24 protein-coding genes are annotated in these 21,395 nt (G+C 56.3%); 16 read left to right on the top strand and 8 right to left on the bottom strand.

The annotated features are described in order from the left end of the window. The first annotated feature begins 9 nt into the window (after positions 1–9). The 5 genes from mtrB to secA all read left to right on the top strand — a co-directional run bounded on the left by mtrB (position 10) and on the right by secA (position 7,261). Positions 10–1,518: an MtrAB system histidine kinase MtrB gene (gene mtrB, locus C5L39_RS05435; protein ID WP_123047887.1), complete on the top strand. Its 1,509-nt coding sequence runs from the start codon at positions 10–12 to the stop codon at positions 1,516–1,518. Further along, a complete protein-coding gene (gene lpqB / locus C5L39_RS05430) occupies positions 1,515–3,218 on the top strand; it encodes an MtrAB system accessory lipoprotein LpqB (RefSeq protein ID WP_245974905.1) in 1,704 nt (567 codons plus the stop codon). Before mtrB ends, lpqB begins: the two co-directional genes overlap by 4 nt. A 181-nt stretch (positions 3,219–3,399) precedes the next feature. Further along, complete coding sequence (locus tag C5L39_RS05425) at positions 3,400–3,831, top strand: ComF family protein (RefSeq protein WP_245974904.1); 432 nt, start codon at positions 3,400–3,402, stop codon at positions 3,829–3,831. An 83-nt stretch (positions 3,832–3,914) separates the two neighbouring features. Beyond that, entirely contained in the window at positions 3,915–4,586 is a 672-nt protein-coding gene (gene hpf / locus C5L39_RS05420; protein ID WP_123047885.1) for a ribosome hibernation-promoting factor, HPF/YfiA family, read from the top strand. 131 nt (positions 4,587–4,717) lie between these two features. Next, complete coding sequence (gene secA / locus C5L39_RS05415) at positions 4,718–7,261, top strand: preprotein translocase subunit SecA (protein ID WP_123047884.1); 2,544 nt, start codon at positions 4,718–4,720, stop codon at positions 7,259–7,261. Here secA and C5L39_RS05410 read toward each other — a convergent pair. Then, complete coding sequence (locus C5L39_RS05410) at positions 7,258–7,449, bottom strand: hypothetical protein (protein ID WP_123047883.1); 192 nt, start codon at positions 7,447–7,449, stop codon at positions 7,258–7,260. The two genes, secA and C5L39_RS05410, sit on opposite strands and share 4 nt — an antisense overlap. A gap of 302 nt (positions 7,450–7,751) precedes the next feature. Between C5L39_RS05410 and C5L39_RS05405 the strand changes: the two genes are divergently transcribed. From C5L39_RS05405 to C5L39_RS05390, 4 genes are all read left to right on the top strand, one after another. Then, complete coding sequence (locus C5L39_RS05405) at positions 7,752–8,162, top strand: HAD family hydrolase (RefSeq protein WP_123047882.1); 411 nt, start codon at positions 7,752–7,754, stop codon at positions 8,160–8,162. Continuing rightward, the gene (locus C5L39_RS05400) at positions 8,163–8,669 is read left to right on the top strand and encodes a DUF6912 family protein (RefSeq protein WP_123047881.1); all 507 of its coding nucleotides are present in this window, start codon (positions 8,163–8,165) and stop codon (positions 8,667–8,669) included. It begins immediately after the preceding gene. An 80-nt stretch (positions 8,670–8,749) separates the two neighbouring features. After that, on the top strand, positions 8,750–9,793 hold the full coding sequence (locus C5L39_RS05395) for a ferredoxin reductase (protein ID WP_123047880.1): 1,044 nt from the start codon (positions 8,750–8,752) through the stop codon (positions 9,791–9,793). 15 nt (positions 9,794–9,808) lie between these two features. Continuing rightward, positions 9,809–11,119: a fatty acid desaturase family protein gene (locus tag C5L39_RS05390; protein ID WP_123047879.1), complete on the top strand. Its 1,311-nt coding sequence runs from the start codon at positions 9,809–9,811 to the stop codon at positions 11,117–11,119. A 30-nt stretch (positions 11,120–11,149) separates the two neighbouring features. Here the strand turns inward: C5L39_RS05390 and rsgA are convergent, their stop codons facing one another. Further along, positions 11,150–12,148 (bottom strand): ribosome small subunit-dependent GTPase A, encoded by a 999-nt coding sequence (rsgA, locus tag C5L39_RS05385; RefSeq protein WP_123047878.1) that lies wholly within the window; start codon positions 12,146–12,148, stop codon positions 11,150–11,152. Then, complete coding sequence (gene aroA / locus C5L39_RS05380) at positions 12,141–13,427, bottom strand: 3-phosphoshikimate 1-carboxyvinyltransferase (protein WP_197714723.1); 1,287 nt, start codon at positions 13,425–13,427, stop codon at positions 12,141–12,143. The genes rsgA and aroA overlap by 8 nt, the downstream gene beginning before the upstream one ends. A 9-nt stretch (positions 13,428–13,436) precedes the next feature. Here aroA and C5L39_RS05375 point away from each other — a divergent pair, with 9 nt between their 5' ends. Next, positions 13,437–14,099, top strand: a complete 663-nt coding sequence (locus C5L39_RS05375) for an SOS response-associated peptidase (RefSeq protein WP_123047877.1) — start codon at positions 13,437–13,439, stop codon at positions 14,097–14,099. On the opposite strand, the gene ybaK is transcribed toward C5L39_RS05375, so the two are convergent. After that, positions 14,088–14,573, bottom strand: a complete 486-nt coding sequence (gene ybaK, locus C5L39_RS05370) for a Cys-tRNA(Pro) deacylase (protein WP_123048176.1) — start codon at positions 14,571–14,573, stop codon at positions 14,088–14,090. The genes C5L39_RS05375 and ybaK overlap by 12 nt on opposite strands. A gap of 68 nt (positions 14,574–14,641) precedes the next feature. Between ybaK and C5L39_RS05365 the strand changes: the two genes are divergently transcribed. Further along, entirely contained in the window at positions 14,642–15,271 is a 630-nt protein-coding gene (locus tag C5L39_RS05365; RefSeq protein WP_123047876.1) for a sigma-70 family RNA polymerase sigma factor, read from the top strand. Next, positions 15,268–15,540 (top strand): mycothiol system anti-sigma-R factor, encoded by a 273-nt coding sequence (gene rsrA, locus C5L39_RS05360; protein WP_123047875.1) that lies wholly within the window; start codon positions 15,268–15,270, stop codon positions 15,538–15,540. The genes C5L39_RS05365 and rsrA overlap by 4 nt, the downstream gene beginning before the upstream one ends. Before the next feature lie 93 nt (positions 15,541–15,633). On the opposite strand, the gene C5L39_RS10955 is transcribed toward rsrA, so the two are convergent. Both C5L39_RS10955 and C5L39_RS05355 read right to left on the bottom strand, forming a co-directional pair. Then, positions 15,634–15,708: a 50S ribosomal protein bL37 gene (locus tag C5L39_RS10955; protein ID WP_100227335.1), complete on the bottom strand. Its 75-nt coding sequence runs from the start codon at positions 15,706–15,708 to the stop codon at positions 15,634–15,636. A gap of 100 nt (positions 15,709–15,808) precedes the next feature. After that, positions 15,809–16,069 carry a WhiB family transcriptional regulator gene (locus tag C5L39_RS05355; protein ID WP_123047874.1) on the bottom strand — a complete coding sequence of 87 codons (261 nt, stop codon included), beginning with the start codon at positions 16,067–16,069 and terminating at the stop codon, positions 15,809–15,811. 452 nt (positions 16,070–16,521) lie between these two features. Between C5L39_RS05355 and C5L39_RS05350 the strand changes: the two genes are divergently transcribed. Further along, complete coding sequence (locus C5L39_RS05350; RefSeq protein ID WP_123047873.1) at positions 16,522–16,953, top strand: hypothetical protein; 432 nt, start codon at positions 16,522–16,524, stop codon at positions 16,951–16,953. Here C5L39_RS05350 and C5L39_RS05345 read toward each other — a convergent pair. Both C5L39_RS05345 and C5L39_RS05340 read right to left on the bottom strand, forming a co-directional pair. After that, on the bottom strand, positions 16,950–18,179 hold the full coding sequence (locus C5L39_RS05345) for an Rv3212 family protein (protein WP_123047872.1): 1,230 nt from the start codon (positions 18,177–18,179) through the stop codon (positions 16,950–16,952). The two genes, C5L39_RS05350 and C5L39_RS05345, sit on opposite strands and share 4 nt — an antisense overlap. Beyond that, complete coding sequence (locus C5L39_RS05340; RefSeq protein WP_123047871.1) at positions 18,176–19,465, bottom strand: DEAD/DEAH box helicase; 1,290 nt, start codon at positions 19,463–19,465, stop codon at positions 18,176–18,178. Before C5L39_RS05340 ends, C5L39_RS05345 begins: the two co-directional genes overlap by 4 nt. Positions 19,466–19,503: 38 nt before the next feature. Here C5L39_RS05340 and C5L39_RS05335 point away from each other — a divergent pair, with 38 nt between their 5' ends. Genes C5L39_RS05335 through C5L39_RS05325 form a run of 3 tightly spaced genes read left to right on the top strand, consistent with a single transcriptional unit; the run spans position 19,504 to position 21,394 of the window. Next, a complete protein-coding gene (locus tag C5L39_RS05335) occupies positions 19,504–19,731 on the top strand; it encodes a DUF3107 domain-containing protein (RefSeq protein WP_123048175.1) in 228 nt (75 codons plus the stop codon). Between the two features lie 5 nt (positions 19,732–19,736). Further along, on the top strand, positions 19,737–20,633 hold the full coding sequence (locus C5L39_RS05330) for a DUF3152 domain-containing protein (RefSeq protein ID WP_123047870.1): 897 nt from the start codon (positions 19,737–19,739) through the stop codon (positions 20,631–20,633). Beyond that, the gene (locus C5L39_RS05325; RefSeq protein ID WP_123048174.1) at positions 20,630–21,394 is read left to right on the top strand and encodes a TIGR02569 family protein; all 765 of its coding nucleotides are present in this window, start codon (positions 20,630–20,632) and stop codon (positions 21,392–21,394) included. The genes C5L39_RS05330 and C5L39_RS05325 overlap by 4 nt, the downstream gene beginning before the upstream one ends. Position 21,395: the final 1 nt, after the last annotated feature.

Genomic DNA, 21,395 nt, shown 5'->3' with positions numbered 1-21,395 from the left:
ATCTCGGAGATGTGGCGTACCTCCCTCCAAATCCGAGTCATTGGTCTGATTTTCGTCGCCTCCGCGGTCGTCATGTTCATTTTGGGTATGACACTGATTTCGGTGGTCACCTCACGGCTGGTCGATAGCAAACTCGACATTGCTACCTCAGAGATCGATCGGGCGCGAGCGACGGTAGAACAACAGATTGATGCAACCGGAACCTCAACGACTCTTCAGGTGCGCATTAACTCCGCTCGTGCCTCATTGACACAAAGAAGTACGCAAGCATCTGAAGTAGCCGCGGTTTATGAGCCGGTCATCGTGGTCGAAGGGCAAGACGGTTCGGTTACTACTTCCCCGGAAGGCTATCGAATCCCCGAGAGACTCCGCCGCTTTGTCGGCGAAGGTCAAGTCTCCTATCAATTCGCCACGATCGACCGCGCGGATGGAAGCACATATAATGCTCTGGTCATCGGCACCCCTACGGATACTGATATCCCAAATCTGCAGGTCTATCTGGTGTTGTCGATGGAGGCCGAGGAATCGACTCTAGCTTTGGTACGGGGCTTGCTCTCAGCTGCCGGAGTAGTCGTGGTTGTCTTGTTGGTTGGTATTGCTTGGCTGGCTACCCAACAGGTCACCGCACCAGTTCGTTCTGCCGCTAGGATCGCCCAACGGCTGGCCGCAGGGCACCTACGAGAACGCATGGTGGTCGACGGCGAAGACGAAATGGCACGTCTGGCTCTGAGCTTCAATGACATGGCCGAGAAACTCTCTAGCCAGATCCACCAGCTTGAAGAATATGGGGATCTGCAGCGGCAATTTACCTCTGATGTTTCACATGAGTTGCGTACTCCGTTGACCACCGTGCGCATGGCCGCAGATTTGATTGCCGCGGACCCGGATAGCCTCGCACCACATACTCGGCGAGCTTCCGAATTGATGGTCCGAGAGCTGGACCGTTTCGAAGAGCTGCTCGGGGATCTATTGGAGATTTCTCGACATGATGCTGGCGTCGCCGACCTTTCCGAGACTCGGATTGATCTGGGTTCTTGTGTCCGAAATTCTTGGCAAGCAGTCGAGCATCTAGCTAAGGAACTCGACGTCGAGATCCGGTTCGACACCCCTGATGAGCCGGTCTACATGATCGGTGATTCTCGGCGCATTGAACGCGTTCTGCGCAATCTCTTAGCCAATGCGATCGATCATTCTGAGGGCAATCCAGTTGTTATCGAGATGGCGGCAGCCGAGGATGCTGTCGCAATCACGGTGACTGATCATGGTGTGGGATTGCGCCAAGGCCAGGAAGAGTTGGTATTCAACCGGTTCTGGAGAGCAGATGCTTCCCGTAAGCGACATTCCGGCGGAACTGGTCTGGGATTGGCTATTGCTCGAGAAGACGTTGAGTTGCATGGTGGTCAATTAGAGGCCGCAGGTAGCTTGGGAGTGGGTTCACAATTCCGGCTTACCTTGCCCCGTGAGCCTGGAGTGATCTACCTCAGTAGCCCATTGGACTTGGAGGCTCCGACGACATGAGAATCATGCGCACTCTTATCGCGAGCATTGCTGTAGTGGGTCTTTTGGGCTCGTGCACATCTCTACCGACAGATACCGAACCGCAGGCATTGCGGTCCTTTGAACAATCGGTGCCAGACACTGCGGCCTCTGGGCCAGAGCCAGGCCGAGAGCCGGACCTACTTCTGCGAGATTTCTACACTGCATCTTCTCAGCCCACTCAGGATTTCCAAGAGGCTAGAGCTTATCTGTCCCCAGAGGCAGCGGAGCAATGGAATCCAGGGGAATCAACATTGGTGGTCGATCGCATCGATCTCAATACGCAGGCGGGTTCCACCTCTCAGCAGCGTTCTCTTGATGTTGGGGGTAACGTCATCGGCCTCATTGCCACAGGCGGCGCTTATGAACCAGAAAATGGGACCTACGAGGCCACCATTGAAATGGAATTAGACGATGGCGGGGAGTGGCGAATTACTTCCTTGCCTGACGGCGTTGTCATAGAGCAGACCGAGTTGCGTAACCAGTTTCAACCGCATCGGGTATTTTTCTTTGATTCGACCAAGAGCGTTCTCGTTGGAGACCGGCGATGGATCTATACGGGTCATCAGTCATTGGACGCTGAATTGATCACCCTGATGATGGATGGCCCCTCGGACCTGCTCGCGCCAGCGGTCACCGAAGTGGTCTCCTCGGAAGCTACTTTCGCAGGGGTGACAGACGGGGTCTATCAATTCACCGGTTTTGCTGACTTGGATCCTGACGAGCGGCTTGAATTTGGTGCGCAGCTGGTGTGGACATTGGCGGCTGCGAACGTTCCTGAGCCCTATGCCGTGGAGGTAGACGGGGCCCCATTATTGCCTGGTTATGGGGAGCTGACTACTGATGATTTTGCTGATTTCAACCCTCAAATTAACCCATCTACCTCGTCCACCCTGTTTGCTCTTACTAATGGCATCGTCCACCGAGTGGGCTCCAATACGGTCGAACCCGTAGATGGAGAGCTAGGCAGCATCGGCAATATCACATCGGTAAATATCGCAGCCGAAGGCGAAGTCGGAGCGGTGCAATCTCAAGATGATGAGTCGGTGTTGCTGACTGGAACTCTAGAATCCGATCTTTCTGAGTCACTACGAGCGGATACTCTCTCACAACCGACCTTCGAACTAGATCCCTCTGCGCAATGGGTGGTTGCTGATGGTGAATCAGTTGTCCGGGTTATCCGTGCAGAAGCCTCTGGTGAATACGCTAGTTCTGAGGTTGATACGAGTTCACTCGTAGACATCGATGGGACTATTTCCGTGCTCCGACTTTCTCAGACTGGGGCCCGAGTGGCCATGATTATCGACGGTCGGGTCTACGCCGGCGTTGTTAGTCGTCCCGCTCCGGCAGAATGGCGCATCGTCAATGTTCGTGAGCTGGCCTCGCAGCTGGAGGGAACCGCATTGGCGCTGGACTGGCAGCCTGATGGTTCATTGGTGGTGGGCACGTCTTCGCCGGAAACTCCCATTTGGCGAGTCGAACAAGACGGGTCTGCCGTGACATCGTTGCCCTCTGGGAATATCAGTGCCCCAGTCGTGACGGTAGAGACTTCCTCTTCCACTATCTATCTCACCGACGCACTGGCAGTTCGGCAGATGCCGATCTCGGGGAGTGACAGCACCTTTTGGCGAGAGGTGACCGGACTGCAAGGCCTGCGCTCGGCGCCGGTAGTCGCTGACTGACATGGATCTGCTCATTCCTCGCCGCTGCGCCGGCTGCGGAGACTATGGGCAGATTTTGTGTTCTTCTTGCAGGTACCACCTACGTAGCCCACCTCAACGGGTGTTTACCCAAGTAGATACTCACGTCCCCCTCTGGTCGTTGGGGCCCTACTCCGGGGTGCACCGCCAGGTGGTTTTATCGATGAAGGAACGCAATCACTTTCCGATTCGTCGGTTGCTCGGCCCAGTTGTTTCCGCGGCCGTCGAGTTTTTGCAAGTGCGCGGAGAGTTAGGGGAGCGTATCGACGCCCCCGTTCTCGTCCCTGCCCCTACCCTCGCGGTATCCGCTCGGCTCAGAGGTGGCGACCCTGTCACTGACCTTTGCGTGGCATCTGGTCTACCAGTCGTATCCGCCCTTAGACACCGTCGCGGGGTACGAGACCAGGTCGGGTTGGATCCTACTCAGCGGCGGCGAAATCTCGCAGGAAAGGTGGAGCTGCTTGCGGTGCCAAGGGAGCCAGTGCTGTTGGTCGATGACGTCGTGACCACGGGTTCTACCCTCGCTGCGAGCGCCGAGGTGCTCATCGCGGCGGGGTGTCGAGTTGTCGGGGCAGTAGTGCTTGCGCACGCATAAAATTCTGCGTTCATGGCCAATTGGTTATGACCAGATGTAGACTGAAGATACGAGTTGTCCCATCTACTATAGGGAGGAAGCAGATGACTTCACCTGCTGAGAACACCGAGGTCCTGAACCCCGAAGCCCAGGTCACCATCACGGGCCGAAATGTTGAGGTGCCGGAGCACTTCGCCGAGCGAGTCAACTCTAAGTTGGCAAAGATTGAGCGCCTCGATTCGACCCTGACCTTCTTCCATGTGGAGCTTCAACACGAGCCGAATCCTCGCCGGGAATCAGAATCTGATCGAATTCAGATCACTGCGACAGGTAAGGGCCATATCGCTCGAGCAGAAGCTAAAGAAGACAGCTTCTACGCAGCACTTGAGACCGCGCTGTCGAAGATGGAGCGTTCGCTGCGCAAGGTAAAGGCACGCCGATCCATCTCGCGTTCCGGTCACCGCACCCCGCAGTCCATCGGTGAGGTTGCTGCAGGTTTGGCAGCGGAAGCCGAGCAGGCACGTGAGGCTCAGGGGAAGTATGACGTTGATCCTTACGCGGATTCGGTCGAGGAGATCAAGCCCGGCCAGGTCGTACGTACCAAGGAGCATGCTGCCATTCCGATGACTGTGGATGATGCTCTCTCTGAGATGGAGCTGGTTGGTCATGACTTCTACCTCTTCATCAACGAAGATACCCAGCAGCCATCTGTGGTCTACCGTCGTCATGCTTTTGACTATGGTTTGATTGCGCTCGTAGACGAAGCAATTAGCTAAATCTCCGTTCGGGTCAGATGCCCGTGACCGCCGTTCCCTTAAGGCTTAAGCCAACGGGAGCGGCGGTTTCTGCTATTGCGTACAATGACGCTGAAGATTCCAGTTCCACAACAGATGAAGGACGACTGCACGTGTTTGGACTGTCCAAGCTGCTCCGGGCCGGCGAAGGTCGCACCGTTAAAAGACTGAGCAAAATCGCCGATGATGTCATCGCGCTCGAAGATGACTATTCCGTGCTCACTGATGCCGAGATTAAAGCCAAGACCGATGAGTTCCGAACTCGGCTGGCTAATGGCGAAGACCTCAACTCGATATTGCTGGAGGCTTTTGCCACCGCGAGAGAGGCATCCTGGCGTGTTCTTGGCCAGAAGCATTATCACGTCCAGATCATGGGCGGAGCCGCGCTGCATTTTGGCAATGTCGCTGAAATGAAAACGGGTGAAGGTAAGACCCTGACATCGGTATTAGCGGCCTACCTTAATGCGCTTGAAGGCAAAGGCGTTCACATCGTTACCGTGAACGACTACTTGGCACGCCGTGACGCTGAGATGATGGGACGTGTTCACCGTTTCCTCGGACTCGAGGTCGGCGTCATTCTTTCTGAAATGAAGCCGGAGCAGCGTCGAGTTTCTTATGAAGCCGACATTACTTATGGCACGAACAACGAGCTCGGCTTCGATTATTTGCGCGACAACATGGCTCGTAGTCTGGGAGATTTAGTCCAGCGTGGTCATAACTTCGCCATCGTTGATGAGGTTGACTCCATTCTCATCGATGAGGCACGTACTCCGTTGATCATCTCTGGACCCGTTGAAGGTTCCTCGCAGTTCTACAACGTATTCGCTCAGCTAGCTCCGCGAATGAATGAGGGTATTCACTACGAGGTCGATCACCGCAAGCGCACCGTTGGTGTGCTTGAGGCTGGCGTGGAATACGTCGAGGACCAGCTTGGCATCGATAACCTTTATGCTCCGGAGCATTCGCAGTTGGTTAGCTACCTCAACAACTCGCTGAAAGCCCAGGAGCTGTTTACCCGGGACAAGGACTACATCGTCCGCAATGGTGAAGTGATGATCGTTGATTCCTTCACCGGTCGAGTTCTTGGTGGGCGCCGTTATAACGAAGGCATGCACCAAGCAATTGAGGCCAAAGAGGGAGTGGAGATTAAAAACGAGAACCAGACTCTGGCTACCGTTACCCTCCAGAACTACTTCCGTCTTTACTCCAAGCTCGCAGGTATGACTGGTACTGCCGATACTGAGGCTGCTGAGCTACACCAGATCTACAAGCTCGATGTGGTCATCATTCCGACCAACCGCGCCAATCAGCGTCAGGATCTCGTCGATCGGGTTTATAAGACTCAAGAGGCTAAATTTGCCGCAGTGGCCGATGACATCGCCGAGCGTGTGGCCAAGGGACAGCCTGTCTTGGTCGGTACTACCTCGGTGGAGCGCTCCGAGTACCTTTCCCAGTTGCTGCAAAATCGCGGCATCGCGCATAAGGTCCTCAATGCTAAGCACCATGAGGAAGAAGGCGAGATCATCGCCAAGGCGGGTATGCCCTCTGCTGTGACCGTGTCTACCAACATGGCTGGACGAGGCACCGATATCGTGCTCGGCGGCAACCCTGACGTGCTCTGCGATATCAAGCTTCGTGAGCGTGGCCTTGATCCCTTCGAGGACGAAGAGGCCTATCAGGAAGCGTGGAATGAAGAGCTTCCCAAGGTCAAGGAGCGTTCTGCTCGCCTTGGCGATGAGGTTCGCGAGGCCGGTGGACTCTATGTATTGGGCACTGAGCGCCATGAATCGCGACGCATTGACAACCAGCTCCGTGGTCGTTCTGGACGCCAGGGAGACCCCGGGGCGACTCACTTCTACCTGTCTATGCGCGATGACCTGATGGTTCGCTTCGTTGGCCAGTCCATGGAAAACATGATGAACCGCCTCAACGTTCCCGATGATGTTCCGATCGAGGCGAAGATGGTCACTAACTCTATTAAGGGCGCCCAGGCGCAGGTTGAGAACCAGAACTTTGAGATGCGTAAAAACGTGCTCAAATATGATGAGGTGCTCAACGAACAGCGCAAGGTTATCTATGCTGAGCGCCGTGAAATTCTTGAGTCCAAGGATATCGCTGACAATATTCGACGCATGATTGAGGAGACCGTCGGCGCCTATGTTGACGGGGCCACAGCCACCGGATATGTGGAGGACTGGGACCTGGAGGAGCTGTGGAACGCACTCGAGTCCTTGTACGAGCCGACCATCTCTTGGAAAGATCTCCTCGAAGGCACCGAATATGGTGCTGCAGGTGAAATCTCCGCGGAAGAACTGCGTAAGGCTGTGGTCGCCGATGCTCAAGCTCAGTATGATGAGCTAGAAAAGAATGTCTCCGCCATTGGTGGTGAAGCACAGATCCGTAATATCGAACGCATGGTGATCTTGCCGGTGATTGATACCAAGTGGCGTGAGCACCTCTATGAAATGGATTACCTCAAAGAGGGCATCGGCCTGCGTGCCATGGCACAGCGTGACCCGCTGGTGGAATACCAGAAAGAAGGCGGGGATATGTTCCGCGGTATGAAGGAGGGTATCCAGGAGGAGACTGTTCGTCAGCTATTCCTGCTGCGCAAGCAGTTCGCCCCCAAGGAAGCTCCCGAGACTGCTGAGGTTTAGAGCACTCGGAAGCTAGTCATCCGGTTATCGGCGACCCGCGCTGTGAATGCGTGGGCTCGCCCTCCAGATACCGCGGTACCGAATACCTCACCGTCTGCTCGTAGATGCAAGGTATCCATGCGCACCGGGCCGGAAGCTGTGCTTTGTCCCCGTGCCGCGCGCAGTCGAGCAGATAGGTGCAGTCGCACTGGTCGGTCGAACTTTCTTGGTGAAATTTGCGTGATAGGTCTCATTCCAAAAGCGACCTCGAGTGCGGTGCGTACCAAGTGCTCAGCGACTGATGATCGCGGAGTATCTGCAGGTGAGAACGTGTCTGGTTGCTTTGGAGGGAGTGGTGGAGGGACAGTTAATACCTTCAGATGGGTAAGTCCGGGGACAGGTGTCAGCATGGTTGGCTCCTGGGGATGGACACTCAGGGCAGACGCGGTGCGAGCTGGGTACTATTGTGACACATCAGGGCCCAGACTGGGATACGAAAAGGGAGCAACGAGTGCGTGGATTGATTGTCGATTATGTAGGTGTGCTTGACGGCACGGATGAAGATCAGCGTCGATGGAAAGAACTGTTCGCCGCCGCCAAAGCTAATGGTGTAGCCACCGCCATCCTGTCGAACGATGCAGGTGGAGAAGGTGCGGAGCCTATCCGAGAGTGGGAATACAATGGCATCGTTGATGCCGTGTTGCTCTCCGGCGAGATCGGTACGGAAAAGCCAGCAGTGGAGGCCTTTGCTCACGCAGCTGAGGCCATCGATCTATCTATGAACGACTGCGTCTTAGTCGATGATTCGATCCTTAATGTTCGGGCAGCCGTCGAGGCGGGCTTAGTCGGGATTCTCTACCAAATATTTGATCGTGCCTCGATCGAAGTTTGCTCCATTTTTGATATCGAGGGTGAGTTCTAGGTGCGCGTTTACCTTCCTGCGACTTTCGCGATGCTGGCTGGTCTCAAAGAGACCGGTGTCCTCACTGCTCGTTCAGGTTGGGGTTTTGCGGTCACCCCTGCATTAACTGAGTTCTATTCTGCAGGTGATGAGGAAGAGATCGCGCACGCGGCTTTCCTTGACGCCTCAGAGGCTTCGCTTCGTCTATTGGCTATCGGTGATGAAGAGGACTTTCCGCATCGCCGGGTAGTTGTCTCCGTCGATGTTGAGGATGCGGTGGTAGAGGTTCAACCGGATCAGGGCGAGAGCATCGTCAAGCTGAATCCGCCACAGATCTCGGTAGATGATCTGGCTGCGATCCATATTGATATCGAAGAGTCTGAGGCTGCGACCAAGTCTGCAATCGAGGTTATTGATGCTTCTGATCTTGGAGATGAAGACGCAGAACTGGCAGTAGGAGATGCTCTAGATAATTTTATGGCCTTCTATGACCCGACTGAGCTGCCGTTTTTGGTTGAACTGCTCTGAGTTGGGCAAGGTGGTAGACAGGAAACCTACGTTCGCGTAAGCTACGCGAACGTAATGTTTGCCACCAATAGGAGGGGTCGATGTCAGAGACACCTGACGGACTCGCGGGCTTTCGCGGCGTCCTACGCCGTTTCACCACACCGCTACTGCCCGACGACTACACCAGCTTGGTAAATCCGCTGTGGTCCAGTCGTGAGCTGCGCGGCAAGATTGAGAGCGTGGAGCGCTTTCCGGATGACACTATCCACTTAGTCATCCGGCCCGGTTGGGGGGTTCCCGTCAGCTTTGAAGCGGGGCAGTACATAGGCATCGGACTGCGGGTTGACGGACGATTTACTTGGCGGAGCTATTCGCTGACCAATGCTCCGGATACTCGAGACGGATTATTTTCTATTACCGTCCGCGCTGTGGAAAAGGGCAAGCTTTCGACCCACCTAGTCGGTACTGCCAAGTCTGGCATTAATGTCCGATTGGCAGCTCCAGCCGGTGATTTTCACCTGACCGACCCGCTGCCAGCCAAAGTGCTGTTTGTCAGTGCAGGCTCGGGCGTGACCCCAGTGATCGCCATGCTGCGCAGCCTCAAGGGCCGCGAGAATGATTGCGACATCAAGGTGGTCCACTCCGTTCGGAAATCTGAAGACGTGATCTTCGGAGAAGTCCTCGAGGACTTCGGCGCGCATATTCAAGTCACTTCTGAGTCCGGACGAGTCTCGCCTGAGGTACTAGAAGAACTGGTCCCTGATTTTCAGGAGCGAGTCATCTACGCCTGTGGGCCCGCCACCATGCTCGATGAGCTGGAATCCTGGGCACAAGAATCTGACGTGGAGATCCGCGTCGAGCGATTTACCATTGACCGTGTTTCTGAGGCCGCCGGCGGCACTATTACCTTCGGTACCCGCGGCGTCCAAGCTAGCGTCGATGGGGCAACCACCATCCTTGAGGCTGGTGAACAGGCTGGAGTTCAAATGCCGTTCGGTTGCCGAATGGGAATCTGCCAGACCTGCGTCCGAGGCCTCAGCGCTGGCCATGTTCATGATCTTCGTACCGGCGATATTCACGAGCCCGGCACCAGAATCCGTACGTGCGTGTGCGTTGCTGCCGGCGACGTCACCATCGATGTCTAAGAGGAGTCCACATTCATGGCAATCGATAACATTAAGTCATATTCACATCTCACCGACGAAGACATCAAGGAGATCGGCCGCCGCTTAGACGCGATCAAAGATGAGTTCGAGTCGGATCTTGGGGAAAACGATGTTCGCTATATTAAGGGCCTGATTCGTACTCAGCGCTATCTGGAGATTGCTGGTCGTAGTGCCTTGCTATTTTCCGGCCGCCGTCCCTTCTGGCTAGCCGGAGTTGCGCTGCTATCGGTCTCGAAAATCCTCGAGAACCTTGAGATTGGCCACAACGTCATGCATGGCCAGTGGGACTGGATGAATGATCCAGAGATCCATTCTTCGACTTGGGAATGGGACAACGTCTGTCCCTCTTCCCAGTGGATGCATACGCACAATTATGTGCACCATAAATACACCAACATCCTCGGTATGGATACCGACGTCGGTTATGGTGTGCTGCGTGTGACCCGAGACCGGAAATGGGCAGCAATGCACAGTTTCCAGCCGGTGATCAACTTCGCTCTAGCCTCGCTGTTCCAATGGGCAGTGGGCTACTACGACGTGGAGTTGGGCAAGGTTGCCGCAGGTAAAGCTACCTGGAAGGAGACCGCGCCGAAGTTCTGGGAGACCACCCGCAAGGCGGGCAATCAGATGCTGCGCGACTATGTTTTGTTCCCCGCGCTGTCTGGACCGAACTTCTTTCACACCGTCTCTGCCAACGCCACAGCCAACTTTGCCCGTTCTGTGTGGGCCTATGCAGTGATCTTCTGTGGCCATTTCCCAGATGAAGCCGAGACCTTTACCAAAGAACAGTGGAAAAACGAGACCCACGATGAGTGGTATCTCCGACAGATGCTCGGTTCGGCAAACTTCCGCGGTGGCAAGATTCTGACGATCATGTCGGGCAACCTCAATTACCAGATTGAGCACCATATCTTCCCGGATATGCCCTCCAACCGACTGTCGAAAATCGGTCCGCAGGTCGAAGCAGTATGCCGCGAGTTCGATCTGCCTTATAACACCGATTCTTTCCCTGCCCAACTGCTGAAGGTCCAAAAGACCCTGCTCAAGCTCACCCTGCCGAACAAGTACTTAGCTGCGGACCGAGATAACGCACCTGAGGTTCGTTCCAACGCAGCATTTACTAAGTACCCGGAGCTGGAAGGCAAGGTGTGGGTTGGGCCCAATGAGCAAGGCCAGCGAGCAGGTCTGCATACGGGACTAGGCCTGCTAAAGAAGCTGCGCCCCACGCTGAAGGAAGGCATCCTTAACTTCACTGGGCGTACTCCGCAGTGGCGTCGCAAAGTTGCAGCTGCTGCAGCAGAGTAGGGGAAAGCTCAAGGTTTCCCCTTGAGCTTTCTACATATCCCACGCATCGTTAGTGCGTAGCGCCGCAAGTAGCTTGCGCACGGCCGCAACTCTCCGACCGCTAGCACTATCGAGCTCGAAGTCATCCAGACAGCACTCCGGATCGGCCGGGGGGCCGAGATGGGTGCAACCGCGTGGGCAACTCTCGACGGCTTCTGCGAGGTCTCCGAAAACCCCTACGACCGCATCAGCGTCTACATGGGCTAGGCCGAAGGAGCGGATACCTGGAGTATCAATAATCCAGCCTTCCTCGGGCAGCCGTAGGGCTACTGACTGGGTGGACGTGTGACGCCCTTTGCCTACCCCAGAGACCACACCAGTTTCACGGTTGGCATCAGGTACTAGCCGGTTGACGAGAGTAGATTTGCCCACTCCGGAATGGCCGATCAGGGCAGATACGTGGCCGTTAATGAGCTCATTGATCGAGTCGATCGGGTTATCAATTCCCGCGGTGACCACGGTGACATCCAAGTCTGCGAACTCCGCCGCAAACTCACTGGGATCTGCCAAATCAGATTTGGTCAGGCACAGAATCGGATGAAGATTGCCCACGAACGCAGCGATCAAGGCGCGTTCGACGAAACCGGCGCGTGGTGGGGGATCTGCCACCGCGGTCACGATCACCAACTGATCTGCGTTGGCCACCACAATCCGCTCATAGGGGTCGGTGTCATCAGCAGTGCGCCGCAGAACGGAGGTTCGTTCCTCCAATTTGACGATTCTGGCGAGGGTGTCCTTCTTGCCTGAAATATCACCGACAAGGCCGACATGATCGCCGACTTCGATGGGTGTGCGCCCTAATTCTCGGGCACGCATCGCCACCACAGGTTCGGTCCGTTCTGGAAGAACCACTCCCCAACGCCCGCGGTCTTTGGTCACCACCATGCCGTATCGCGCATCTTGGTGAGTCGGCCGGTCCTTGGTGCGGGGACGGGTGCCCTTGGGCGGACGCACCCGCACGTCTGACTCATCCCATCGACGCTTAGACATGCACCATATCCCCCCACATGGTCTCGAATCCGGGCAGCGTTTTGGCAGTGGTTTGGATATCTTCTACCTCGATACCAGGCACGACCAATCCGATGATCGCACCTGCGGTGGCCATTCGGTGATCAGAATAGGAATGCCATAGGCCAGCATGTAGCGGGGCAGGAGTAAAAGCCAACCCATCGGGAAGCTCTTGGCACTTGCCGCCGAGGCGATTAATCTCGGCGCTCAGTGCAGCCAGCCGATCAGTTTCGTGGCCGCGCAGATGCGCGATGCCGGTGAGCGTAGAAGGAGTATCAGCCAAGGCTGCGAGAGCCGCCACTGTCGGGGTGAGCTCGCCGATATCGGACATATCCAAGGTCATGCCCATGAGCTGACCATTCTCCGGGCCGGTGACCTCTAAATCGTAGCCAGGGCCCGATTCGGCAGCAATAATCTCGACCCGGCAACCCATTTTCTCGAGAATCATCCGAATGACATCTCCCGGTTGGGTGGTATTGAGCGGCCAATCATGGATGCGCACAGTACCGCCGGTAACTGCCGCGGCGGCGAGGAACGGGGTTGCATTCGACAGATCTGGTTCCACCCGCCAGGTTCGACCGCGGATAGGTCCAGGATGTACCTGCCATTGATTTTCTGATTCATCGACGCGGACACCTGCTTGACGCAGCATAGCGATGGTCATTTCGATGTGCGGCATGCTGGGCAGTTTTCCACCAACATGTCGAACGGTGATTCCCTTGTCGAATTTCGGGGCAGCCAGCAATAGTCCGGAAACAAACTGGGAGGAAGCAGAGGCGTCAATTTCAACGGTGCCGCCCGCCGGAGTCTTGCCTCCTACCACCATGAAGGGGAGGAGATCTCCCTCGATGCTGACGCCAAGGGCACGCAGTGCCTCAAGGATGGTGGACATCGGCCGAGTTCTAGCCTGTGGGTCACCGTCGAAGACCACAGTGCCGGTGGACAGCGCCGCGACGGGCGGAACGAAACGCATGACAGTGCCGGCTAGCCCGCAATCGATCGACCCGCCGTGGAGCGGCCGCGGGTCAAGATGGACCACCCCGTCATCATCACGAATGAGGGTGCCCATGGAACGCAGCGCATTGGCCATGAGTGCAGTATCGCGCGAATGGAGGGCACCTTCAATGACCGAGGGGTAGTCGGCAAGGGCTGCCAGAATATAGGCACGATTGGTAATCGACTTAGAGCCGGGGATGTGCTGGGTCCATCGAATCGGTCCAGGAGCAGTCGGCGCGGGCCAGTTGGCGTTCATGAAGTCCATAATAGATATATGTGCGGTCGTTTCGTTCTCTTCACCACCGACGAGTCGCTTCTTAGCTGCGTCGGACAGCTCCCAGGCATCAAAGAGGTCCACGCCCCAGCGGGTACTCCGGGGCCTCGGTTTAACCTTGCCCCCACTCAGGTCGTTCCTCTCGTGCGTATCGACGCCGCCGTAGCCAACGTTGAGCCCTCTCGCTGGGGGCTGTACCCGCATTGGAAAAAAGATGAGACTGGCCCGCCGTTGTTCAACGCCCGCGGGGAGACTGTGGCCACTAAACCGAGCTTTCGGGATGCCTTCACCAGCCAACGGGGATTGATTCCGATGGATGGCTACTATGAATGGCACGATGGTGGTCAAGGAAAAACCGCGCACTACGTCAGCTTGGGCGAAGGCAACATCATGTGGGCGGCAGCGCTCTGGGCCACGGGGTTAGGCAGGCTCTCGTCGACCATCGTGACTACTGCAGCTACCGAGCCTTTGAGTTGGCTACATAATCGACTACCACGGCTACTGACTGACAATGAGATCGAGCAGTGGACGCAGGGCTCAGCACGCCAAGCCGCTGAGCTGCTCGCACCCACACCGGCGGATTATCTCGACAGGCTAGTAGTCCGCCCGGTGGGACGAGCGGTGGGCAATGTTGCCAATGACTATCCCGAGTTATTGGACTAAGTCGATAAAATGTGCCCCGGTCACTGTTGCCAGATCGGTCGGGGACAAGGTGATATCGAGACCGCGGCGCCCACCAGAGACATAGACGGCCGGGGCGTCATGGACGGAGGTGTCGATAAGCGTGGGCAGGCTAGTGCGCTGGCCGATTGGGGAAATCCCGCCGGGAATATAACCGGAGGAACGCGATGCCTTGGCAGGATCTGCCATGGTCGCTTTGGATACTCCAAGCGCTGCGGCTGCCTTCTTCAAGGACAAGCGTCCAGTGACGGGAATACAACACACCGCCAATCCTGATCCATGATCGATGACCAAGGTTTTAAGGATTAACTCGGCAGGTGCCTCGAGGGCATCAGCGGCATGTTGACCGAAGTGATCGTGTCCGGCATCGAAGCGCTGAAGCTCATGAGGGATGCCAGCCTCGATTAGTACTCGGACGGCGGCAGTGGGCGCGGCGGAGCTCCTTTTTTTAGCCATGACAGCCATTATGGGCGCCTAGCCTACAATGGGCCATTAACCGCACTTAGCACCCAAGGAAGGCGCCGATGCCTGACACTGAGCTCGCCACCCGATTCGAGAAGGAGGCCTTGCCTCTTCTTGACCAGCTCTATGGCGGTGCGCTGCGAATGACGCGCAACCCTGTTGACGCTGAGGATTTAGTGCAGGAGACGTTTTTAAAGGCCTATAAGGCCTTTGGCTCCTATCAGCCAGGTACTAATCTCAAAGCCTGGCTTTATCGAATCATGACCAACACCTATATCAACCTCTATCGGAAAAAGCAGCGGCAGCCAAGCCAGTCGCCGACCGAAGAAATGTCCGATTACCAGCTCTACACCACCAGCTCCCATGACTCGACTGGGTTGGAATCAGCTGAGGTTGAGGCATTGAAGAACATGCCGGATGGAAAAATTGGTGAGGCCATGAACCAGTTGTCCGAGGACTATCGCATGGTCGTTTACTACGCAGACGTTGAAGGTCTGGCCTATAAAGAGATCGCGGAAATCATGGATACTCCGTTGGGCACGGTGATGAGTCGCTTGCATCGTGGAAGAAAACAGTTAAGGCAGGCGTTGAAGGAAGTAGCCCACGAACAAGGCATCGGCCTCGACCATCCCGACATGGTCACGGTTAAGCCCGTTGGTGCGGGAAACGACCAGGAAGCGAGCGCGAAATGAATGCGGATCAGGGGCAGCCATCCGGCGACTGTGGTGGTGACTGCGAGGAAATCCAGGCGCGCCTGTGTTCCTTATTCGATGAGGAGATCACTCCTGAACAAGCCCGAGAATTGCTGCGGGAAATCGCCGAATGCCCGGGCTGCCATCACCGTCTGCAGTCCGAGCGTGAGATCCGAGCTCTCGTGCGTCAGTGCTGTTCGGCTCAGGAGGCGCCAGCTACGCTGCGTCAGCGGATCACCATGCAGATTCGGGTTACTCGCTTGAGCTAGTTGCTAGGCGGAGTTGAATCTGAGCCAATAAAAAACCGCCCAGCGAGCAAAATGCTCGCTGGGCGGTTTTGTCCCAGTGGATCAACCTAATAATCAGGCGTTGGGGCGCTTACCTCGGTTAGCGCTCTTCTTGCGGCGATCCTTGCGCTTACGTCCACGCTTGCTCATATTGATTCTCCTTGGTGATTGCAGTGGTGCAACTGTTAGTATCAACTCTAGCTTTAAGAATGCACACTATGAGCATTGGGGCAGGAGAAGTCTGACTAGATTAGGCAGCGATGCGGGCGCGGCCACGGCCGCGGTTCTTGCGACGCTTGAGTGCACGACGCTCGTCCTCGGACATTCCGCCCCAGACGCCAGCGTCTTGGCCGGTTTCCAGTGCCCACTTCAGGCACATCGAGGTCACCGGGCAGCGGTTGCACACAACCTTGGCCTTGGCGATTTGAGACAGTGCAGGGCCGGAGTTGCCGACGGGGAAGAACAGCTCCGGGTCTTCGTCGCGGCAAATTGCTTCGTGGCGCCAATCCATGATGATTCTCCTTGAGATAGTTGGTAGATCGTGGGGGACGTGCGTGCACACCAAGAGGAACCGCATTGAGCGGATCGGAAAAATCTTGTGCCGGTCACGGTGTTGGGTCAGGCCCCAGGGGGCTACCTCGGTTCACGTGGCGTTCACTCTGTGGTGTGTCAGAGTTTGCGGATGGTTAATCAACCGGCTGTTTTTGCTACCCGAGAATAATGACACGTAAACGGAAAGTGCGCTAGGGGTAAATCAAATAATGTGATGCAATTCACCTCCTATTATCTATCGTCCATTAGGTAAGGTGGCCGTAATCACTGATTGTGGACCATCGGGCAATCATTCTGACCTGCTGGAATAGGTAGTCTGTGCTAAGCACTTTTTATCTAACGTGGTCAAATCTGATCCCACCAACTAGCCCCGAAGGCGTCATTGCAGGTGGAGCGATAGACTCAATAACTGTGACCCCAGTAAATTCCCGTCCCCTCCCGCCTACCAAGGTCCGCTGGGCAGGTGTGATTGCCATCTGCCAGTCGTTGATTGGACTTGGCTACGCCGGCATCCTCATCGTTCGCGAGTTCCAAGGGAAAGAAGATCCTTCGTTAGTAAGTGAAGGCGCCAACATCGCTTGGGTTGGCTTTGGCACCGCGATCTTCTTCATCATCATCTTCGGTGCGGTCTTAGCCGGCGCGGTGTCGATGATGAAGGGACGAAAGTGGGGTCGAGGCCCAGTAGCGATGATGGAGATGATTCTTCTGCTGATCTCCTACTACATGTTCTCCGGTGGAGCGCTTTGGGCAGCGCTGGCTACCGCAGCATCCGCCTTGGCCGCGTTAATTTTCTTGTTTAGCCCCAAGTCTGTTGACTGGGCGGCGGAAAACTACCGCAGCTAGACCAACCCGAAGAGTTCATCTCCGCGCTTTTCTACGATGGTCTCTCCCGCAATCGCGAGAGTCACCATCCCCTCGTAGCCTGCGCGATCAACCGGAATGATGCGTTCAACGACACCGGTATCGGGATTTGTAACAGCGATTCCCTCAACTGTAGGCACTAATAGGTCATCGCCGACCGCTACCGCAGTGCCTACGACATCTTCATAAATGCGGATGGGACTTAACTCGGTAGGGGAAAACAAATAGAGCCGTTCGCCATCAAACCAGCTCATGTGGTGGGGCAGATCGGCTGTCACCGGCGCAAAGGGTGACTGCTCGGAGTCAACGGCGGCGTCGATAAGCGCAGCGGACTCAACCGGAGTTCGAGAAAGCTCCTGACCACTATCGGAATAAGAGATCAACTCTGGTTGAAGCCCGGGGACAAATACCGTCACTGCCTCCTGAGCGATAGCCACTAACCTGGAACCCCCAGTAGGCAGGTAGATGTCCTGGTTGATCTCCGGCTTTCGAGCATCCTCTGGAGAGGTTTCTTGCAACCTAAGCCATGTTCCTGGGTTATCCGGACAGGATTCGGTGACCGCTAGCAATTCGGTGCGGGTCAATGCGGACTCAATGTCGCAGTCTTGATGCGGTTGGAGCCCCGGTTCTTGAATACCTTCGACCTCCCCATACTCGACGGTGCGTACTAAGTCCGAGCGCCACAGCTCCAATCGCTGTCTGCCAGCTGTACCAATACGGTCGTTTGAGACCACCGGCACGACCTCTAACGGTGCAATCGAACTGCGGGTGGCATCGTATTGGCCAGTCCCGGCATCAATGGAGACCACATCACCGCAGCCAGCGGCAGAACGATAGGTGATGACAATTTTGCCCCAGGCTCCAGCCATAGAGCATAAATCTAGGTTGCGAGTATAGGACCAGAGCGTCTCCCCGGACTGGTCAACAGCAGTGACTGTCTGTCCTTCCACCGACGCGATGACCCCGTTGACAGTCACGGGGTGAAAAACTCCAGGTAGTTGCTCATCGCTTCGAGTCCATTCCTGGCTGAGGGACTCCGGCACGGCCGATAGTTCAGCGGTCGAAGAATACTCAGCGGCTGCTGGAGTCAGCTCAGAATCGCGGATCGGGGCAGTTAGCCAGACGCCGGCTACCGCCGCCACACAGACAGCAGAAATTACTCCAGTGGCGATCAGATCGCCGCGGGTACGTCGCAGCGGTCGACTCATCGACGTTGTTGCCTTCCCCTATTAGGACGTGTGCCATGTACGGCTACTCCGCCGAGAGCCTTCTTGGCCGGGCCGACATTGGGTCCCGCAGAATCTGGGATTCCAAGGGCTTCGGAAAACTCAGGAGAAGTGGAAAACCACTTGGGTGGTTCGGGCAGATCGAGCTTTAGTTCGTCGTTGATGGCCTGCCACTTGGCGAGCTCGTCATATCCGACCAGTGTCACCGCCGTGCCAGAATTTCCCGCCCTACCGGTGCGGCCGATGCGGTGGACATAAGTCATCGGATCATCTGGGGTTTGGTAATTGATCACGTGCGTAACATCATCGATATCGATGCCGCGAGCTGCCACATCGGTGGCCACCAGAATGTCCACGGTGCCTTGACGAAACGCCGTCAGCGATTTCTCACGGGCTGGCTGGCCCATATCGCCGTGGACTGCTGCGACCGCAAAACCACGACTAGCTAGCTCGTTGGCAACTTCCGCAGCAGTTCTCTTGGTGCGAGTGAACACAATTGTTCGACCTCTGCCTTCTGCTTGGAGGAGGCGAGCCGTGACAGCGGCTTTATCCATGCGGTGAGCCTGGAAGATGACCTGACGGGTGCTCGAGTGAGTCTGGGCAGCGTCAACTTCCTCTGCCCGGATGTGCACCGGCTTCGTCAGGAAACTCCGGGCTAAGGTGATGATCGGGCCCGGCATCGTCGCGGAAAATAGCATGGTCTGATGCTGGTGAGATAGTGCGCGAAGGACTTTCTCAATATCAGGAAGAAATCCCAAATCCAGCATCTCATCGGCCTCATCGAGGACCAAGATGGAGACTCGATCAAGCTGCAGCTCGCCGCGGTTATAGAGGTCGATGAGGCGCCCTGGGGTTCCCACCACCACATCCACGCCCTCCTTGAGAGCAGCGATCTGTTCCTCATAGGGACGTCCACCATAAATGGTGGTCAGTCTCACCGGGATCTTTGTCGCGGCGCGTTCGAGATCTTCACCGACTTGGACAGCCAGTTCACGGGTGGGGACAATGACTAGGGCGCGAGGCGTTCCATCGAGTTCCTCCACATCTGCGGAATCAAAGACTCGGTCGAGTAAAGGCACACCGAACCCGAGCGTCTTGCCCATGCCAGTGCGGGCCTGGCCAATCAGGTCAGTGCCATCGAGGGCCAAGGGCAACGTCAGCTCCTGAATTGCAAAGGTGCGGGTGATCCCAGAGGCGGCTAGCGCCTCACAGATCTCCACAGCCACACCCAGGTCAGCGAACGTCGGGGAGGAGTTGGAAGCAGACACATGATCGATAGTACGGCCTGGCGTCTATGATGGTGCCCATGGACATCAAGATCGGCTTTGCAGATTCCCCGCGTGAACTGGTGATCACCCTCGATTCTGATCAAGAATCGGTGGTTGCTCAGATCACGGACGCCCTCAACAACGACTCGGATACCCTGCAGCTGCAGGACACTAAGGGCCGCCTCTATATCGTGCGCTCCTCTCGGATCTCCTACGTGGAGGTAGGCACTGTCGCCCAACGCTCAGTCGGCTTCGCCGGCGCCTGAACCGCATGACGGAATCCTCCGGCGAATCCCTCTTGGTTCGTCTCGCCCGTGAGCTGGGGTGGCGGGCCTATGCCATCCCAGTACTCGTGGTTATCACCGTCTGGGTGCTCATTGACGTGTTCACTGCCACAGCAGATGGCGGTGATTCTCCGGAAGCTAGTTCGGCCGATGAGTCGACTGAACCCACTACTGAAATCGCGGTCGACTCTGGACCTAACCCGGGAGATTCGCCTGCGCTGGATTTGGGGATCAAGGATTTACCACCGGGAGGTCCTTTCACCGACCAAGGTGAAGGGACCTACTTCACGGTGGGCGCAACTGGTGCTAGCGCCGGGGTAGGCGAAGAACTGGTCATGCGCTATATCGTCGAGGTTGAAGACGGCGTCGATACCGCTGGCTTTGGTGGCGGTGATGCTTTTGCCGCCATGGTCGATGCGACCTTAGCTAATCCCAAGGGATGGACCGATGATCCTCGCTACCGCTTCGAACATGTCGCAGACGATGAGGAACCGGATATGCGGATTCAGCTAACCAGTGTGGGCACCACACACGCTATCTGCGGGGCAGAGCTGGACATGGAAACCAGCTGCCACATCAAGATCAATGGCACGAGCCACGTGGTAATCAATCAGGCCCGATGGATTCGAGGCGCAACCCCCTTCAACGGTGACCTAGGTTCCTATCGCCAATATCTGATCAATCATGAGGTCGGACACGGCTTGGGCTATGCCGCTCATGAACCTTGCCTTAGCGATGGGGAACTTGCCCCGGTCATGATGCAGCAGACACTGAGCCTTAATAACTCCGAGCTGCACTCATTCAACCCGAATGAGATCTACCCGGATGACAATAAGACCTGTGTTTATAACCCGTGGCCCTTCCCGCGAACGGCAACCTCGTGACCGAATCTGAGGTCGTCCCAGGCCATGTCATCGCAGCCTTCCAAGGCGAAGCGGGGATACCGGAACCCGCTGGTCATGCCTGGGATAATGGCTGGCGTGTGGGTTCGGTCATCTATTCCCGTAGCGGTGGCGTGTCCACTGGGTGGTCCGCCAAATTGCGCACTGGACTCAAAGTCGAGGGAGTACGGATCGCGCGCCCGGTACGTTCCACCGATGGGCGTTTCGTCGTCGCTGGGTGGAAAGCCTCGAGTCGAATCGTCGGTGATCTTTCGCGCCGGGTAGATGAGACCGTGGGGGTGGCTCTGAGATTGGCTGATGCTTTAGCCAGCCAACCAGCACCGCCAGATCCAGAGGCAGCAGATCCCTTTATCCTGGCTGATCGTCGGACTTGGGAAGAAACTGCTCCCGAATATCGGGAGATTAAGGCACCCGTCCAAGTCGGCCACGCTGATCTATTAGCCAGCACCATCTACCACGGAGCACAGGTCCCGGCGGTGACGGATGTGGTTCCCTTCGCTGAACCTCGCCCCCATGGCTACACTGCGGCTTTGGTCATGGTCGATGGACTGATTGCCGGTGCCGTTGACATCGGGATAGTCGATAGATTCCGCCATATTCCCGATATTGACCAGCTCTTGCTGCGAGCGGTTTCTTATCGGCGCCACGTCAATGATCTCCATCCAGAAGCTACTTCGCATGGGCGTTCGCACATCCGGCGTGTCGAGGACCTTCTTATGTCTAGGTTGGCTGACAGACTGTAGA

This window comes from Corynebacterium alimapuense (genome assembly GCF_003716585.1).
GTDB lineage: Bacteria > Actinomycetota > Actinomycetes > Mycobacteriales > Mycobacteriaceae > Corynebacterium > Corynebacterium alimapuense.
This window is presented reverse-complemented; position numbering and strand designations above follow the sequence as displayed.

Excerpts from the sequence above, each read along its gene's own strand:
- mtrB (WP_123047887.1), top strand. The coding sequence starts at position 10 with ATGTGGCGTACCTCCCTCCAAATCCGAGTCATTGGTCTGATTTTCGTC.
- lpqB (WP_245974905.1), top strand. The coding sequence starts at position 1,515 with ATGAGAATCATGCGCACTCTTATCGCGAGCATTGCTGTAGTGGGTCTT.
- C5L39_RS05425 (WP_245974904.1), top strand. The coding sequence starts at position 3,400 with ATGAAGGAACGCAATCACTTTCCGATTCGTCGGTTGCTCGGCCCAGTT.
- hpf (WP_123047885.1), top strand. The coding sequence starts at position 3,915 with ATGACTTCACCTGCTGAGAACACCGAGGTCCTGAACCCCGAAGCCCAG.
- C5L39_RS05395 (WP_123047880.1), top strand. The coding sequence starts at position 8,750 with ATGTCAGAGACACCTGACGGACTCGCGGGCTTTCGCGGCGTCCTACGC.
- C5L39_RS05390 (WP_123047879.1), top strand. The coding sequence starts at position 9,809 with ATGGCAATCGATAACATTAAGTCATATTCACATCTCACCGACGAAGAC.
- rsgA (WP_123047878.1), bottom strand. The coding sequence starts at position 12,148 with ATGTCTAAGCGTCGATGGGATGAGTCAGACGTGCGGGTGCGTCCGCCC.
- aroA (WP_197714723.1), bottom strand. The coding sequence starts at position 13,427 with ATGGACTTCATGAACGCCAACTGGCCCGCGCCGACTGCTCCTGGACCG.
- C5L39_RS05375 (WP_123047877.1), top strand. The coding sequence starts at position 13,437 with ATGTGCGGTCGTTTCGTTCTCTTCACCACCGACGAGTCGCTTCTTAGC.
- ybaK (WP_123048176.1), bottom strand. The coding sequence starts at position 14,573 with ATGGCTAAAAAAAGGAGCTCCGCCGCGCCCACTGCCGCCGTCCGAGTA.
- C5L39_RS05365 (WP_123047876.1), top strand. The coding sequence starts at position 14,642 with ATGCCTGACACTGAGCTCGCCACCCGATTCGAGAAGGAGGCCTTGCCT.
- rsrA (WP_123047875.1), top strand. The coding sequence starts at position 15,268 with ATGAATGCGGATCAGGGGCAGCCATCCGGCGACTGTGGTGGTGACTGC.
- C5L39_RS05355 (WP_123047874.1), bottom strand. The coding sequence starts at position 16,069 with ATGGATTGGCGCCACGAAGCAATTTGCCGCGACGAAGACCCGGAGCTG.
- C5L39_RS05345 (WP_123047872.1), bottom strand. The coding sequence starts at position 18,179 with ATGAGTCGACCGCTGCGACGTACCCGCGGCGATCTGATCGCCACTGGA.
- C5L39_RS05335 (WP_123048175.1), top strand. The coding sequence starts at position 19,504 with ATGGACATCAAGATCGGCTTTGCAGATTCCCCGCGTGAACTGGTGATC.
- C5L39_RS05330 (WP_123047870.1), top strand. The coding sequence starts at position 19,737 with ATGACGGAATCCTCCGGCGAATCCCTCTTGGTTCGTCTCGCCCGTGAG.